Source organism: Streptomyces sp. NPDC045022, from assembly GCF_056432605.1.
Genome location: NZ_JBWKIR010000005.1, coordinates 286,292 through 302,226, shown reverse-complemented (window position 1 = coordinate 302,226; position 15,935 = coordinate 286,292). Strand labels below are relative to the sequence as shown.

Sequence of the window (15,935 nt, the reverse complement as noted above, 5' to 3'; positions counted from 1 at the left end):
TCCTCAGGGGTGGCCGGGTCGGGGTCGGCGGGGTTCAGCCGCGGAGGGCTTCGATCGCGTCGGCCAGTGCCGACGGCACGTCGGGTACGAGCGTGTGCGCGCCGTCCCGTACGACATGCCGGCCGCCCACGACCGTGTGGCGTACGTCCGCGGCGGACGCGGCGAATACGGCGGTCTCGGCACCGAGTCGCGGCACCGGTCCCGCTGTCCTGACGGAGTCGAGGGCGATGGTCGTGAAGTCGGCGAGCGCCCCCGTTTCCAGGGTGCCCGCGTCCTGCCAGCCCAGGGCCGCGTGACCGTCCGCCGAAGCCGCGCGCAGCAGCGCCGCGGCCGTCCAGTGGCCCCGGGTGCGGGTGCGCAGCCGCTCGTTCAGCTCCATCGCACGCGCCTCTTCGAGCAGGTCGACGACGGCGTGGCTGTCGGAGCCGAGGGAGAGCGGGGAGCCCGCCCGCTGCAGGGCTACGGCCGGGCCGATGCCGTCGGCCAGGTCGCGCTCGGTCGTCGGGCACATGCAGGTGCCGGTGCCCGAGCCGCCGAGCAGGGCGATGTCCTCGTCGGTGAGGTGGGTGCTGTGCACGCCCGTGGTGCGCGGCCCGAGGACGCCGTGGTCGGCGAGCAGCCGGGTGGGCGTGCGTCCGTGCGCGGCGAGGCACGCGTCGTTCTCCGCGGTCTGCTCGGACAGGTGTACGTGCAGCGGGGCCCGCCGCCCCTGCGCCCACTCCGCCACGGTGCCGAGCTGCCCCGCGGGCACTGCCCGTACGGAGTGGATCGCCGCCCCGATCCGTGCGTGATCCCGCTCCTTGAGAACTGCACAGCGTTCGGCCCAGGCCTCCGCGCTGCCGTCGGAGAACCGCAGCTGGTGGCGGTTGGGCGGCTCACCGAAGCCGGCGGAGAGGTAGCAGGTGTCGAGGAGGGTGATCCGGATGCCGGCCTCGGCGGCGGCCGCGATCAGCGCCTCGCCCATGGCGTTGGGGTCGGCGTAGGGGGTGCCGCCGGGCGCGTGGTGCACGTAGTGGAACTCGCCGACGCAGGTGACGCCGGCCAGCGCCATCTCGGCGTACACCGCGCGGGCGAGCGCGTGGTAGGTGTCCGGGGTCAGGTGGTCGGCGACGGAGTACATCACCTCGCGCCAGGTCCAGAAGGTCCCGGAGCCGACCTGGACGGTGCCGCGCAGCGCCCGGTGGAAGGCGTGGCTGTGGGCGTTCGCCAGGCCGGGGAGGGTGAGCCCGCGCAGGACCTCGGCACCGGGCGGCGGGGTGGGTACACCGGTGCGGACAGCGGCGATCCGGCCGTCCTCGCCCGCGGGGGAGCCGCCGGCCGACACCGTGACGGCCACGCCCGGCTCGACGTTCGTGCCGAGCCAGGCGTGCTCCAACCAGTAGGTCCGCGTGATCACCTGCAGGCCAGCCCTTCCAGTACGTCGGCGAGCGCGCTCACCCCGGCGACGCAGTCGTCCTCGGCCGCGAACTCGGCCGGGGAGTGCGAGACACCGCTGGGGTTGCGCACGAACAGCATGGCGGTCGGGATGCTCCCGGAGAGTATTCCGGCGTCGTGTCCGGCGCCCGTGCCGAGGACGGGCACCTTCAGGCCGGTGTCCTTGCCCAGGATGCGGCCGAGTTCGTCACGCAGGGCGTGGTCGAACTCCACCACCGGGGTGAAGGACTCCCGGACCACGTCCAGGTCGATGCCGTGGGCGTCCGCGTACTCCCGGGCCGCCTTCTCGATGCCGCCGACCACCGTGTCAAGGGTCGTCTGGTCGGCGGCGCGGGAGTCGAGCCAGCCACGCACCAGCGAGGGGATCGCGTTCACCCCGTTGGGCTCGACCGCGATCTTGCCGAAGGTGGCGACGGCACCGGCGAGTTCGGCCTCGCGGCGGGCGGCGAGGACGGTCTCGGCGTACGACGGCATCGGGTCGCGGCGGTCGGCCAGCCGGGTGGTGCCGGCGTGGTTGGCCTCGCCCCGGAAGTCGAACCGCCAGCGGCCGTGCGGCCAGATGGCGCTGGCGAGGCCGACCCGGTCGCCGGACAGGTCCAGCGCGCGGCCCTGCTCGACGTGCAGTTCCACGAAGGCGCCGATCCGGCCCAGCCGCTCGGGGTCGGGCCCGATGGCGTCGGGGTCGTACCCGGCGGCCGCCATGGCCTGCGGCAGGCTGACGCCGTCGCCGTCGGTGAGCCGGTGGGCCTGCTCGACGGTCAGGTGCCCGGCGGTGAGCCGGGAGCCGACACAGGCGAGCCCGAACCGGGCACCTTCCTCGTCGCCGAAGTTGACGATCGCCAGGGGCCTGGTGAGCCGCGCGTTCCTGCTGCGCAGTTCGTCCAGGGCGGCGAAGGAGGACACGACACCGAGGGGCCCGTCGAAGGCGCCACCGTCCGGCACCGAGTCCAGATGGGACCCGGTGACGACGGCGTCCCCGGCGGCCGGGTCCCCGAGCCAGGCCCACTGGTTCCCGTTCCGGTCCACCTCGTAGGTCAGCCCGCGTGCCCCGGCCTGATCCTTGAACCAGGCCCGGCACTCGGCGTCGGCGCCGGTCCAGGCATAGCGCCGGTAGCCGCCGGAGGCGGAGCTGCGGCCGATCGGCAGCAGCTCCGCCCACATGCTGTGGAAGCTCACGCCTCGCCGCCCTCGCGCATGGGCACCCGCACGCCCCGCTCCCCGGCCACCGACTCCGCGATGTCGTATCCCGCGTCCACGTGCCGGATGACACCCATGCCGGGGTCGTTGGTCAGCACCCGGCGGATCTTCTCCCCGCCCAGCTTCGTACCGTCGGCCACCGTCACCTGGCCGGCGTGGATGGACCGCCCCATGCCCACACCGCCGCCGTGGTGGATGGACACCCAGGACGCGCCCGAGGCCACGTTGACCATGGCGTTCAGCAGCGGCCAGTCGGCGATCGCGTCGGAGCCGTCGAGCATGGCCTCGGTCTCGCGGTACGGGGAGGCGACGGAGCCGCAGTCCAGGTGGTCGCGGCCGATGGCCAGCGGTGCCGCCAGCTCACCGGAGGCGACCATGTCGTTGAAGCGCTCGCCGGCCTTGTCGCGCTCGCCGTAGCCGAGCCAGCAGATGCGCGCGGGCAGGCCCTGGAAGTGGACGCGCTCACCGGCCAGCTTGATCCAGCGGGCCAGGGACTCGTTCTGGGGGAACAGCTCCAGCATCGCCTTGTCGGTCTTGGCGATGTCGGCGGGGTCGCCGGACAGGGCCGCCCAGCGGAACGGGCCCTTGCCCTCGCAGAAGAGGGGGCGGATGTACGCGGGGACGAAGCCGGGGAAGGCGAACGCGCGCGTGTAGCCGGCCAGTTGTGCCTCGCCACGGATCGAGTTGCCGTAGTCGAAGACCTCCGCGCCGGCGTCCAGGAAGCCGACCATGGCCTCCACGTGCTTCGCCATGGACTCACGCGCGCGTGTGGTGAAGCCGGCCGGGTCCTTGGCGGCGGCGTCGGCCATGTCCTCGAAGGCGATGCCGACGGGCAGGTAGGACAGCGGGTCGTGGGCGGAGGTCTGGTCGGTGACGATGTCGATCGGCGCGTTCATCGCCAGCAGCTGCGGGACCAGCTCGGCCGCGTTGCCGAGGACGCCGATGGACAGCGGCTTGCGCTGATCGCGGGCCTCGACGGCCAGCTGAAGGGCGTGGTCGAGGGAGTCGGCCTTGACGTCCAGGTACCGGTGCTCGATGCGGCGCTCGATGGCGCGCGGGTCACAGTCGATGCAGAGGGCGACGCCGTCGTTCATGGTGACCGCGAGGGGCTGGGCGCCGCCCATGCCACCGAGACCGGCGGTGAGGGTGATCGTCCCGGCCAGGGTGCCGTTGAACTTCTTCGCGGCGACGGCGGCGAAGGTCTCGTAGGTGCCCTGCAGGATGCCCTGGGTGCCGATGTAGATCCAGGAGCCGGCGGTCATCTGGCCGTACATGGTCAGCCCGAGGGCCTCCAGGCGGCGGAACTCCTCCCAGTTGGCCCAGTCGCCGACCAGATTGGAGTTGGCGATGAGGACGCGCGGGGCCCATTCGTGGGTCTGCATCACGCCGACCGGACGACCCGACTGGACCAGCATGGTCTCGTCCTGCTTGAGGGTCCTGAGCGTGCGGACCATCGCGTCGAAGGAGCGCCAGTCGCGGGCGGCCTTGCCGGTGCCGCCGTAGACGACGAGCTTGTCGGGGTGCTCGGCGACCTCGGGGTCGAGGTTGTTCTGCAGCATCCGCAGGGCGGCTTCCTGCTGCCATCCCAGGGCGCTCAGTTCCGTGCCGCGCGGTGCTCGTACGGGGCGGGGTCCCGACATCGTCTGCCTCCTTCTGTTATTGCGTCTATTCACATCCTGTCTTTCTGAATAGAGCTAGTCAATACGCCGGGGCGCCCGCGTCCGCGCGCGGTCGGTGTTTGGCTGGAAGCACCGGTGGCCTGGACAGGACGGGGAAGCCGTAGCACCGGTGGCCGAGACAGGACGGGGAAGCCGTGGAGCAGGACATCGAGCGTGAGGCCCGGGCACGCGCCGGGCGGCGGGACGAGGCGGTACGGGCGGCGGTCGAGCAGGGGCTGCTGGGGCCGGACGCGGCCGTGGTGGGACTGCTGGACGTCACCGGCATCCAGGAGTCGGCGGTGGCCCTGCGGGCGGCGTTCGACGCGGTCACCGCACCGGGGACGCCGGTCCTGCACGCCTTCGCGGTGAAGGCGGCCCCACTGGTGCCGGTGCTGCGGCTGCTGCACGAGGCGGGCATCGGCGCGGAGGTGGCGAGCCCCGGGGAACTGGCACTGGCCCGGGCGGCCGGGGTGCCGGCCACCCGGACGGTGCTGGACTCGCCCGCCAAGACGCCGCCGGAGCTGCGCGAGGCACTGGCGCTGGGCATCGCCGTGAACGCCGACAATCCGCAGGAGCTGGACCGGCTGGACGCCCTGGTGCGCTCCGCGCCCAGCAGGTCGCCGCTCGGGGTCCGGATCAACCCGCAGGTCGGCGGTGGCACGATCGGGGCGACCTCCACGGCGACGGAGACGTCGAAGTTCGGGGTGGCGCTGCGCGACGAGGGGGCCCACGAGTGGGTCGTGCGGGCGTACCTGGAGCGGCCGTGGCTGACCCGGCTGCACGCGCACACCGGCTCGCAGGGCATCCCGCTGTCGCTGATGGCGCGGGGCGTGGCGGAGACGTTCGCGCTGGCGGAGGAGATCAACGCGCGCGCGGAACGGCACCAGATCGACACCCTCGACATCGGCGGCGGGCTGCCGGTGAACTTCGCCTCCGAGGGGACGACACCGACGTACGCGCAGTTCGCGCGGCTGCTGGCGGAGGAGGTGCCGGGACTGTTCGACGGGCGGTACGGGCTGGTGACCGAGTTCGGGCGGTCGCTGCTGGCCAAGCACGGGACGGTGGTGGCCCGGGTGGAGTACGCCAAGAGCGCGGGCGGGCGGCGGATCGCGGTGACGCACGCGGGCGTGCAGGTGGCGACGCGGACGGTGTACGCGCCGGGGGCGTGGCCGCTGAGGATCGCCGCGTACGACGCCGAGGGGCGCCCCAAGGCGGGCCCGGAGGCCGTGCAGGACGTGGCCGGACCGGCCTGTTTCTCGGGCGACCTGCTGGCCGAGGGCCGCGCGCTGCCCCTCCTGGAGCAGGGTGACTACGCGGCGGCGCTCGACACGGGCGCGTACTACTTCGCGCACCACTACGCCTACAACTCCCTCGCCCGCCCCGGCATCCACGGCTTCGCACCGGATGGCTCGGGGGGCGTGGCCTTCGCGACCGTACGGGAGCCGCAGACGATCGCGGAGGTCGTGGCGGAGTCCGGCGGGGCGCACGCGTCGGCGCTCACCACCCTGCGCGCCCCCGGAAGCCGTTGACGCACGCCGGACCCCCTCGAACGAATGGATCAACCGGCTTGGGACGAACGTCAGTTGACCAACACTAGTACTCCAGACGCATGTTCCACCGGAAAATGCCAAAGGCCTCACCTCCCGCACACACGTTGCGTAGTGTCTCTGTCACTCAGCCGGAGTCCCAGGCGGGAGGGGAGCCACGGTGCCCGGAATCGACGAGTGCCTGCTGGAAGCGATGCGGTTACCGGGTGCCCGGGGAGCCGCACTGGTGGACTGGACGAGCGGACTGGCCCTCGGCACGGTCGGGGAGGCTCCCGGCGGCGATCACGAGACGACCGCCGCCGAGGCCGCCGAACTGGCCCGGATGGCCGCCGAGCACGGCGCCTTCGCGGCCCACGGGGATGAGCACCCACCGATCGAGGACGTGATCGTCAGCAACCACGACAGCTACCACCTGCTGCGGTTCGTGGACACGTCCTTCGACAGCAGCGTGTTCCTGCACCTGTGGCTCGGCCGCGAAGAGGGCAACCTCGCGCTCGCCCGCATCCGGCTCGGCGAGATGGCCTCCCGGCTGGTGCTGGGATGACCATGGTCCGGACACCTCCACCGCCCCTGCCCGTGCGGGACAAGGCGGCCACCCGCGCCCTGTCCCCGATGCTGACCCGGCTCGCCGAGGAGCGGGCCACCGGTGTCCTGCTCCGCGAGCACGGCACCCTGTACCTCGCCGAGGGCCGGGTGGTGCACGCCGAGAGCCCCCTCGCTCCCGGCCTCGACGTGCTCCTCACGGCCCACGGAACCCTCGCGACCGCCGCCTGGCAGCGGGCCGCCGCCCGTACCGGGGGCCCGCTGCAGGCCGCCGAACTCCTGCTGGACTCCGGGCTGCTGCCCGCGGGCGCGCTGGAGCTGTGCCACCTGGACGCGCTGTACGACGCGGGGTACTTCGCGCTGGCGCCGAGCAGTACCCCGGGCCGGTTCCGTTACGACAACACGCCCCGGATCGGCCCGCTGCCCTCGGTCCCGGTCGTCGCGCTGGAACGCGAGACGCTGCGCCGCCGACTGCTGCTGCACCGGCTGTGGCCCGACCCGGCCGCCGACGGGACCCCGCTGATCCGCGCGGACCCGGCGACGGCCGCGCCGGTCACGCCCCGGCAGCGGGCGGTCCTGGACCGCGTGGACGGTGTCCGCACGGCCGTCGAGATCGCCCGGAACCTGGGCCGGCAGGCCTTCCACACGCTCGTCGACGTGCGCCGGCTCGCGGCGGCCGGTCATGTCGCCCCGGTGACACCAGTGTTCCGGGGCACCGCCCCGCCGCCCCCACCCCCGGTCACCGACCCCGACATCGCGCTGCTGAAGAGGCTCAGGGATGCGCTGGAGGCGCTTTGAACGGCACCGCCCCGCCGAGAGGAGAGAGCTGATGGTGTCCGAGGAGGACCGGCAGGCCGTCCTGGACGAGCTGCACCGGCTGCGCAGCCGGGTGCCCCAGCTCACCGGCGCCCTCGCGGCCGGCGTCGACGGTCTCGTCGTCGCCCACGACACCCCCGGGGTCGACCCGGACGGCCTGTCGGCGCTCACCGCCGCCTCGCTCGGCGTCGCCGTGCGGGTCGCCGACGCCACCGGACACGGCGGCTTCCGCGAGCTGCTGGTGCGCGGCGAACGCGGCTATGTCGCCACCTACGCGGCCGGCCGGACCGCCGTACTGACCCTGCTCGCCCAGGACCGGGTCAACGTCGGCCGGCTCCATCTGGAGGGCCGCCGGGCCGGCGCGCGCGTCGGGGAACTGCTCGACGCCGCCGAGGCCGCGGCCCGGGCCGTCCGCTCGGCCGCGAGGCCGCTGGGCGCCGTCAGCACCGTGCCCCCGACCCGTACCCGTACGACCCGCACCACGAGCGCCGAAGCGCGCACCGCAACCGACAGCTGAGAGGACCACCATGGCCAACACCGAGACCGCACTCAAGGAAGCCCTCACCTCCATCGAGGGCGCCACCGGCGTCGCGCTGGTCGACTACACCAGCGGGATGGCGCTGGGCACGATGGGCGGCAGCAAGACCTTCGACCTCAACGTGGCCGCCGCCGGCAACACCGACGTCATCCGCGCCAAGATGCGCACGATGGAAATGCTGGGCCTCAAGACCGGCATCGAGGACATCCTCATCACCCTGTCGGACCAGTACCACCTGATCCGCCTGCTCAACAGCCGCGGCGGCAACGGCCTGTTCCTCTACCTGGTCCTCGACTCGAGCCGGGCCAACCTGGCGATGGCCCGGCACCAGCTGAAGAAGATCGAGGAAGAGCTGGAGGTCTAGTCAGACCGGCGCCGCGGTACGGCGGCGGGCCCCACCCGGGGCCGCGTCGCCGGCCGCGATGCCCGTACCGCGCAGGCCTTTCACGGCCTTGCCCGCCGGGCGCCCGCCGCGCTTGTCGAGCCAGTCGACGCGCACCCACAGCAGCGACTCCCCGGCCCGCTCGCGCCGGCCGAGCCAGGCGGCCTTCAGCCGGAGCCCGGTGCCGAGCCCGGCGAGCAGCATGCCGCCGGCCGCGGGCACCGCGAAGGAGCCGCCGAGCGCGGCCAGGAACGCCAGCAGCAGCCACCAGCGGTGTCCCCGGCGCCAGTTGCGCAGGGTCACCGCCCGGTCCTGCAGGACGTCGTACCTGCCCGCGCGGACCGCCCCGCGGGCGAGGGCGGCGTACCGGCCCCGGCGCACCAGCGCCACGACCGCCGCTCCGACGAGGAACAGCGCGGTCCCGGCCAGCACCCCGATCCGGCGCCCGGTCACCCCGGGCACGAGCACACCGATTCCCGCAGCGAACACCCCGAGCCACCACAGCGGCGCGGCCCCCGCCCGTACGACGACGGCCACCCGGGCCAGCCCCTGTCCTCCGCGCGTCACGTCAGCCTCCCGTGTCACGTCTCCACAAAGCGCCTGTGTTTCGTAGGGAAGCTAATAGCAGAACGTGAGACGAATCTGAGAGCGGCGGGTCACTCCACGAACAGACCCCGCGCGGCCGCATGCGCGTCGAACTCCTCCAGCCTGGCCTGCGCGTCCGGCAGGTCGTCGCACAGCGCCTCCAGCAGGACCCGGCCGAGCAGCATCGGCGCGCACGCGGTGTCGAAGGCGAGCCCGGTGCCGACGGCGGCGGGCAGCAGCAGATCGGAGTGCTTGGCGACCGGCGCGAAGGCGGAGTCGGCGACCGTGACGGTGGTCAGGCCCGCGTCCCTGGCATAGGCGAGGGTGTCGACGACCTCGCGCGGATGCCGGGGCAGCGCGAAGCACAGCAGGGCCGTGGCGCCCGCGCGGACGGCCGCGTCGATGCGGTCGTGGATCATCGTGCCGCCCTCGTTGAGCAGCCGGACGTCCGGGTGGACCTTGGCGGCGAAGTACGCGAAGCCGTACGCCTGCGAGGCGGCGGCCCGCAGCCCGAGCACCGGCAGCGGCCGGGAGGCGGCCAGGATCCGGCCGGCCTTCTGCACCGGGCGGGGGTCGGCGAGCAGTTCGGCGAGGTGCTTGAGGTTCTCGATCTCGGCCTCGACGGCCTGCTGGTACTCGTTGTACGAGCCCGCGTCGGCGGCCGGTTCGGCGGGCACGACCTCACGCAGGTGCTTGCGCAGGGCGGGGTAGCCGTCGAAGCCGAGCGCGACCGCGAACCGGGTCACCGAGGGCTGGCTGACCCCCGCCAGCTCGGCCAGCTCCACGCTGGACAGGAAGGGCACCTCGGCGGCCCGCCGCACCATGCTGTGCGCGATGCGGCGCTGGGTCGGCGTGAGCCGGTGGCCCTCGAAGAGGGCCTGCAACCGGGTGGCCGGGCTGTCCGCCGCACCGGACGGACCATCGGGCGGCCCACCGGACAGCCCACCGGACGTGATCCCGGGCGTCGCCCCGGTACTCCTGTCCACGCTCATGACGTGCTCCCCCTCCAGATTCCGCGGTCACCGGTTACCTATTCACACGCCAAGAACTCTGCATGACCCTATGCAGACGGGCAAGGGCCGTCTCATGATCTCGCGCCACGGTGAGGGCGGAAGGTTCAAATTAGAGTGTGAACCCCAACGTGATAGTGCACTTGATAGCGTGTACCCCTACATGAGAGTGACCTAGATCACTTTCTGGGGGTGGGATCGGTGCTGCAACGGCGATTAGCGCTGGTCACAGCCCCCTGTGCGGGGAAGCCTTCGGGTCGTGGGTGGACCGGATGGCGCGGCTGAACCGCTGCCCGCCAGCGGAAGTGGCGGATCTGCTGAGTCTGCAGCTGCGCTTGATACGCGCTGTAACCTGCCGCACCAGGCAGCCCCAATGCCTGCAACGCCGCCGCACGCGACAGCCCCAACGTCACGCCAATCGTGTCCACCCAGCTGACGAACGATTCACCGGCGAACGGAGCCGGAACGACGCCCAGCCTCCGGACTCGCTCTTGCTCAACCACGGCTCACCGAGCCTCCGCTCGTTCCAACAGCCGCGTCATCCACAACCGGACGCGCGGGATCCTCACCCTGCCTCGGCAGCCACGCCGCACGGAAGTCCGGATGTGTCACGTACGGCAGAAGCAGGCACCGCGCGGCATACAGCAGGGACTTGGCCGCGGCACTGCGATGGTCGGCGGCTTCGTAGGCGTCCAGAATCAGCCGTTGGGCCTCGATCCACTGCCGCGACAAATCGCCGTCATCCTCGCCCAGGCACCGTTCCTCTTCACTGAGCCGTTCATCGAGAAACCGGACCCGTGAATCGGCGCATGTGATGGGACCGGACCGTTTCCGGGAACGTGCCCGAACCGTGAGCTCATCCGGCCTCGGTACTGGTGGGCTCGCGTATTCAACTGTCGCGAGTACTGCTGCCCAAGCGTCGTTGCAGTCACTGTGTGTGCTGGGAGCGTCGCAGGGGGATGGTCTGTGCTGTGCAGCAACTCCCGGTCTGGCCGTCGATGGCTAGCCTGCTCTCATGCCGGAGAAGATGCCCAAGCAGGAGCCCGCACCGCAGCCCACGAGCGAGGTGAACTACCCCCCGGTCGAGAACGGTGTCGACTACCTGGACAGCGTCGCCGACCCCCTTCGCCTCGGGCACCCGAGCCCGCGCAACCTGAAGTATGCGGTTCTGCATCTGCAGGCCGCCGTCGAAGTCCTCCTCAAGGCCCGCCTGCAGCAGGACCACTGGAGTCTTGTCGTCAAGGACCCCGGCACCGCCAAGCATGTCCCGCCGGTCTCTCTGATGAGGCGGCTGGTGGTCTTGTCGTGGTAGCCGAGGCGTCCGCGACGACAGGGCCGGGTAGTTCGAGGAGTTGCTGTCGGATGCACCGCGGGCAGCGGCGGCCGGAACTCCGACCTCGTTCAGGAGCATGGACAGGTGGTCGGAACGAAACGGCAGGCCCGCCCGGCGTCCGGGGAAGAGCCAGCAGGATGCAGGGTTGGTAGCAGTATTCATGTTGTCGCGGCTTGCGATGTGATCCAGCAGCAGCGCGGCGACCGGTGCAGGAACGGGCGAGGCTGGCTCGCCGAGCCGTAGAAGCACGGTGTCGCCCTCGCGGATCACGTCGTCGACGCTGAGCCGGACGATACGGCTCACGGGCTGTGCGTAAAGGAGGACGGTGACTCCGGCGGCTCGGAGACGCATGAGTATCTCCGCATCGGTCAGCAGCCGGCCATGGGCATCGAGGCGCTCGTCCTCGCTCAGCGCGGCCCGCTGGGAGATCCTGTCCGGGCGTTACTCAAGCGTGCCGGAGATGCGGGCGGCGAGCTGCTCGGCGCCGTCGGCGGCGGTCTCCTCATCCATGGCGGTGGGGAAACGCGAGCAGGATGCGGGCGCGGGCTGGTCCTCCTCGTAGACGTTGACGCCGTACGGGCTCGGCTGGAGGCCGTCCGCGCCGAGGGCCACGGCCCACTCGGAGGTGTCCGCGCCCTTGGCGAGGTGCTCGTTCACCGCCTGACGGGCGGCCTGCCTCTCCTCGGAGGCGAGTTCGTCCCACCGGCTGCCCAGCTCGGTGGTGAGCTCCAGGTCCTCCCACGTGGATTCGATGTACGCGCCGGCCATGAGGTCGCCCACCTGCGCCTCGTCCGGCATGTGGTGGGCGAGTAGGCCGCGGTGCAGGCGGGCGGCCTCATGGCGTACGTCGCCGCCGGTGAAGGGTGGGGTGGTGGTCATGGCGCTGCTCCGGTGGACGGCGAGAACCCCTGTTCAGGAGGCGGGGTGCGGGTGGCGGCGGCGATGAGCTGCGTCTCCGGGCCTGGGCGGCGCGTGGCGGGACCCGGAGGTCTGACCGGTTCGGTGAGATGGCCCAGAACCGCCGTGAACAGGACACCCGGCGGATCTCGCTGTGTCTGGTGTGATCACGGCGTCGAAGCCGTCCTGGACAGCCGCGGTGTGACGCACCCGTGTCCAGGATTCGGGGTCAAGGCCCGGGAGCCGATGACGGGAAGAGGCGGACTGTTTTCCTCACGACGTCCCGCACTTGTGGTGCCGTTCGATTCCTTCCGCCGCTTCCGTCAGCACCTGGCTGACCCGAGGGACCAGAACTGCGGACTTCCAGTTGTAGTGCTTGCGGACCTGGATCGTGGTGGTGAGGATCAGGTCTACCTGGCCTGTACCGTCGCGGTGCAGCGCGTAGGCACACGGATGCGAAAGACGGATCCGGCCCTCGGCCTGGGTGGCCCAGCCCCCACGGCTGCCCGGCACACGCTCGGCTCCCTTGGGTGGGGTGACGCTGCCCTGCATTCCGTCGCGCAACGTCAGCACGAACTGGACATCCCGGTCGCCGTCGCCGGTTCTGACCTCACACGTCGCTTCCTGCGCGTCTGTGGCTGATTCCGTGGCGGTGGCGGGTTTCTCTGTGCCGAGCAGGGGTTTGGCCTGTGCCGGGGAGAGCGCGCCCCAGCACAGGGCGTCCGCACCGGTGGCCTTGTCCCGGGGCCACCACTTGATCCCGGCGAGCACTGCCACGACAGCGATGAGTGCCGAGCCGACGACCAGCGCATTGCGCATTCCCTTCGGCCGGGGCGGGGACGCCGGGGTGTCGTCGGGCACGGGAGGAGATGGGGAACTGGGCTGTGTCATGTTACCGCTCACCCATGGCCTGGTCTGCTCCCTTGACGCCGTGGTTGTACCAGGACTCCTTGAGAGCTTGCAGGTTGTCCTCGTACTCGCCAGGGGAGCGGTCGAGGTCGGCTCGGTTCATGCCTGTGTCCACGGCCCGTTGCTCCAGCATCGCGTCCATCTGACGTCGGCCGTTGGAGAAGTGGTCGGCCATGTTCTCGCGGGTCTCCTTGTCCACGTGGGCATTGAGGTCGTTCATGTACTCGGCCGTGCCCACATCGACCAGACGCTGCATGGTGTCACCGACGAGCGGGATACCGGTGATGGGGGCGCCGATGACGTGGTAGTTCATCATCTTGTTCCAGCCGTTGGTGTCCTTCTGCGCCTGTCCCATGTCGTAGATGACGTCGCCTCGTACGCCGTCCATGTAGCCCAGGACCGACGAGGACTGCTTGACCCAGGCCCGAAGCTCGGGGTCGGGGTGCTCGAAAGAGTCTTTCCCGAAGTGCTGGAGGCCTTCGGCGATCACGGCGCTCTGCGACTGGTGCATCGCCTGGAAGGCTTTGGGGTCCTCGGCCGCGCCGCGCATGACGCGCGTCAGCGCCTCCCGGTCGATGTCGAGGTGGTTGAACTCGGAGGAGCCGTTGAGGTCCTTGCCCAGGATCTGGTGCACGTCCGACGCGTAGTCGCCGACCATGTCCCCCATGGAGTGCCGCAGCGCGGCGGGCAATGCGTCCTGCTGGCCCTTGGATTGCTCGCCGTAGTAGTTGACGGTCTGCTCGAAGATGTCCGCCTGTGCGGCGCTGTGAATGGCGGGGATCTCCTTGTGCAAGGGGGTGCCGGGCAGGCGGCCGGTCGCGGCGGCTTCCAGGGCGTCGCCGAAGTCAGCTCGTGCCGAGGTCTTGACGAGATCGTCGGGCATTTCGCTTTCCACGTTGGCGCCGGGCCAGTCGCGCTCCTTGAGGAAGTAGTTGAGGTTGTCGTTCCGGTTCGGGTCGAAGTAGGACTCGGCCGCCTCCGGGTTGCGGCTCATGGCCTTCATGAGGCCACCCATGGGATCTTCCTGGGTGCCCTTCCAGTTGTCGCCGATGCCCGGGTACGGATCCTTGGTGTGTGTTTCGTAGTCGCGGATCTCGTCGCCGGTGGCCGTCAGCAGGCTGCCGTCGTAGACGGCGTCCCCGGAGCCCATGAGCTTGGTGAGGATTCCCAGGCCCGTGGCCCCGCCGCTCATGGAGCCGGGCGCCTGCTGGGGCAGGTCGTTGCCTTCCCGTGCCGTCTTCAGGAGCTTCTCGGACCACTCCGAGGGCGTTCCGCCGCTAGGGCCGAGGGGGGAGTCGGGGCGGGTTGCGGTGGCGAGGTTGGCCGACAGGGCGTTGCGCAGCCGGCGTTCGCTGTCCGACATCTGGCCGTCGCGGCCACCGCCCTCCAGGTTCTGGGCGAGCAGGAGAAGACCTTCCTGGCCGTCGCGGCCGCGGAAGTTCAGGTCCTTCATCAGCTCGCTCGCGAAGACCGGCGACTTCTTCCCGTTCTCGGTCAGCTGGAGGAGTCGCTTCGTCTCCGCGTCGCTGAGGCCGTCGAGCCGGGAGTACAGGTTCGCGGCCTCCTTGGCGTCCTTCTTGTCCTGCGCGGCCTTCTTCTCCGCGGCAACCGCCTCGTCGCGGTCACCGTAGGCCGAGTCGGCGAAGCCCTGCTTGACACTGTCCACGAGGGACTTGAGGGCCTTCGCCGCAGTGCTGTCGCTCTCGGTGGCCTTGGTGAGGATCCGCTGCACCTCGTCGCGGATCAGCTCCGCGTCGGTCTCGGTGTGCTCGGGCACCGTCGTGCCCTTCGCGGCACGATCGGGATGGACGATCATCTGGACGTGGAACATGCCACAGCCGTCGTCCACGACCGTCAGATTCTTCTTCCGCGCGTTCTCTATGACTTCCTGGAGATGCCCGCGGTAGGTGACCAGCTCCTCGCGGGTGTCGCGGAGAATATTGGCGATGCTCTGCGCCTGCGTGTGCGCGTCCGAGAACTCGTCCGCCGTCTTCGCCACGAACTCGCGCGTGACCGTCGCGTTGATTCCCGCCCAGTGAGCCTTGTCGGCCTTGGCCTTGAGGTTGTCCCGCGCGTCCCGCTCGAGGCTCTCCAGCCTCTTCGTCAGGGAATCCCAGTCGGTTATCGCCTGGCCGAGTTCCGCGAAGTTGCCGTGCAGCAGCTTGTCGAGGTCCATCAGTACCCCCGGTGCCCGTCGAAGCCCTTGTCCAGGGTGGAGATGCTACTGAGCGTCGCGTAGACACGCTCGTCGTCGCCCTTGTGGACCGCCTGCGTGAAGTCGAGGTGCGTGTAGATGTGGACGCACGCGTCGAGCAGGTTCTGCACCTGGTCCACCCACCGCACCGCCACGTGGTCGAGGGCCTCACCGAGGAGGAAGCCCTGATCCGTCAGCCCACCGGCGGCCTTCATGGACGAGACACGCGCGAGATCGTTCCACTGGTCGAAGTCGACGTACAACGAGTGGGCGGCATCCCCGACGGCCTTCAGATCCTTCTCGCACACGGTCAGGTCGCCATGCGGTGCCGCGCCGCCGCCCCCTCCCGGGTCTGCGACATGGTTCAGCTGCATACGGTTCGCACCGCGCTTCTGCGCATCAGCTTTGAGCTGTTCCCACTCGTCCCACGCCATGTGGGCCCTCCCCCGCGACTCGGCCCTTGCTCTGCTTTGACCTTAGTAAAGGTGCTGTGTGTGACTGAAGGGGATTCCAGCAGCTTCACAGCGTCCATACGCCCGGGACATGCAGGTGCCTACGCCAGCCTTCGGCTTCACCGGCCTGACGTCCGAACGCGAGGAACAGACTGGGTCCGGGCATCGTCGCCCACCGCCGTCCTCGCCTCAATTCTGCTGGCAACCGACCGCCTCGGCTCGGGCGAGGGGCTGCTGGAGCGCATCCTCGGATTCGAGCAGGCGGCCCAGCGGCGGGTTGAGGACCTGCGACTTCAGCTGACCAGGGCGGAGGAGTTCGCGGCCGCGCTGGCGGAGCGGCTCACGCGGACTCCCGCGCACTGACGCAGCCCATTCGTGCCCTTACGACAGGACTCTCCAAATACGGCGACGCGCGTCGTGCCCCACTGCCGCCCTTGAGG

General features: G+C 70.8%; 15 protein-coding genes. 6 read left to right on the top strand and 9 right to left on the bottom strand.

Going from position 1 to position 15,935, the window contains the following annotated elements; translation table 11 throughout:
- Window positions 1–34: 34 nt before the first annotated feature.
- From AC07C1_RS12615 to hutU, 3 genes are read right to left on the bottom strand one after another with little or no spacing between them, the layout of a single operon-like run.
- Window positions 35–1,396 carry a formimidoylglutamate deiminase gene (locus AC07C1_RS12615; RefSeq protein ID WP_478938666.1) on the bottom strand — a complete coding sequence of 454 codons (1,362 nt, stop codon included), beginning with the start codon at window positions 1,394–1,396 and terminating at the stop codon, window positions 35–37.
- Complete coding sequence (locus tag AC07C1_RS12610; protein WP_478938665.1) at window positions 1,393–2,610, bottom strand: allantoate amidohydrolase; 1,218 nt, start codon at window positions 2,608–2,610, stop codon at window positions 1,393–1,395. The genes AC07C1_RS12615 and AC07C1_RS12610 overlap by 4 nt, the downstream gene beginning before the upstream one ends.
- Window positions 2,607–4,271 carry a urocanate hydratase gene (hutU, locus tag AC07C1_RS12605; RefSeq protein ID WP_478938664.1) on the bottom strand — a complete coding sequence of 555 codons (1,665 nt, stop codon included), beginning with the start codon at window positions 4,269–4,271 and terminating at the stop codon, window positions 2,607–2,609. Before hutU ends, AC07C1_RS12610 begins: the two co-directional genes overlap by 4 nt.
- 173 nt (window positions 4,272–4,444) lie before the next feature.
- On the opposite strand from hutU, the gene AC07C1_RS12600 reads away from it, so the two are divergent.
- The 5 genes from AC07C1_RS12600 (at window position 4,445) to AC07C1_RS12580 (ending at window position 8,097) form a co-directional block, all read left to right on the top strand.
- Complete coding sequence (locus tag AC07C1_RS12600; protein ID WP_478938663.1) at window positions 4,445–5,818, top strand: type III PLP-dependent enzyme domain-containing protein; 1,374 nt, start codon at window positions 4,445–4,447, stop codon at window positions 5,816–5,818.
- Window positions 5,819–5,996: 178 nt separating this feature from the next.
- On the top strand, window positions 5,997–6,380 hold the full coding sequence (locus AC07C1_RS12595) for a hypothetical protein (protein WP_478938662.1): 384 nt from the start codon (window positions 5,997–5,999) through the stop codon (window positions 6,378–6,380).
- On the top strand, window positions 6,377–7,177 hold the full coding sequence (locus AC07C1_RS12590) for a transcriptional regulator (protein ID WP_478938661.1): 801 nt from the start codon (window positions 6,377–6,379) through the stop codon (window positions 7,175–7,177). The genes AC07C1_RS12595 and AC07C1_RS12590 overlap by 4 nt, the downstream gene beginning before the upstream one ends.
- 31 nt (window positions 7,178–7,208) lie before the next feature.
- Complete coding sequence (locus AC07C1_RS12585; RefSeq protein ID WP_478938660.1) at window positions 7,209–7,712, top strand: roadblock/LC7 domain-containing protein; 504 nt, start codon at window positions 7,209–7,211, stop codon at window positions 7,710–7,712.
- 10 nt (window positions 7,713–7,722) lie between these two features.
- Window positions 7,723–8,097, top strand: a complete 375-nt coding sequence (locus tag AC07C1_RS12580) for a roadblock/LC7 domain-containing protein (RefSeq protein WP_478938659.1) — start codon at window positions 7,723–7,725, stop codon at window positions 8,095–8,097.
- Here the strand turns inward: AC07C1_RS12580 and AC07C1_RS12575 are convergent, their stop codons facing one another.
- The gene (locus AC07C1_RS12575; RefSeq protein WP_478938658.1) at window positions 8,098–8,682 is read right to left on the bottom strand and encodes a hypothetical protein; all 585 of its coding nucleotides are present in this window, start codon (window positions 8,680–8,682) and stop codon (window positions 8,098–8,100) included.
- Between the two features lie 89 nt (window positions 8,683–8,771).
- Window positions 8,772–9,692: a MurR/RpiR family transcriptional regulator gene (locus tag AC07C1_RS12570; protein WP_478938657.1), complete on the bottom strand. Its 921-nt coding sequence runs from the start codon at window positions 9,690–9,692 to the stop codon at window positions 8,772–8,774.
- Between the two features lie 1,033 nt (window positions 9,693–10,725).
- Here AC07C1_RS12570 and AC07C1_RS12565 point away from each other — a divergent pair.
- Window positions 10,726–11,022 carry a hypothetical protein gene (locus AC07C1_RS12565; protein WP_478938656.1) on the top strand — a complete coding sequence of 99 codons (297 nt, stop codon included), beginning with the start codon at window positions 10,726–10,728 and terminating at the stop codon, window positions 11,020–11,022.
- A 462-nt stretch (window positions 11,023–11,484) separates the two neighbouring features.
- Here the strand turns inward: AC07C1_RS12565 and AC07C1_RS12560 are convergent, their stop codons facing one another.
- The 4 genes from AC07C1_RS12560 to AC07C1_RS12545 all read right to left on the bottom strand — a co-directional run bounded on the left by AC07C1_RS12560 (window position 11,485) and on the right by AC07C1_RS12545 (window position 15,477).
- Window positions 11,485–11,922 (bottom strand): hypothetical protein, encoded by a 438-nt coding sequence (locus AC07C1_RS12560; protein WP_478938655.1) that lies wholly within the window; start codon window positions 11,920–11,922, stop codon window positions 11,485–11,487.
- 291 nt (window positions 11,923–12,213) lie between these two features.
- Complete coding sequence (locus AC07C1_RS12555; RefSeq protein ID WP_478938654.1) at window positions 12,214–12,801, bottom strand: hypothetical protein; 588 nt, start codon at window positions 12,799–12,801, stop codon at window positions 12,214–12,216.
- Between the two features lie 31 nt (window positions 12,802–12,832).
- The gene (locus AC07C1_RS12550; RefSeq protein WP_478938653.1) at window positions 12,833–15,025 is read right to left on the bottom strand and encodes a DUF6571 family protein; all 2,193 of its coding nucleotides are present in this window, start codon (window positions 15,023–15,025) and stop codon (window positions 12,833–12,835) included.
- On the bottom strand, window positions 15,025–15,477 hold the full coding sequence (locus AC07C1_RS12545; RefSeq protein WP_478938652.1) for a hypothetical protein: 453 nt from the start codon (window positions 15,475–15,477) through the stop codon (window positions 15,025–15,027). The genes AC07C1_RS12550 and AC07C1_RS12545 overlap by 1 nt, the downstream gene beginning before the upstream one ends.
- Between the last annotated feature and the right edge of the window lie 458 nt (window positions 15,478–15,935).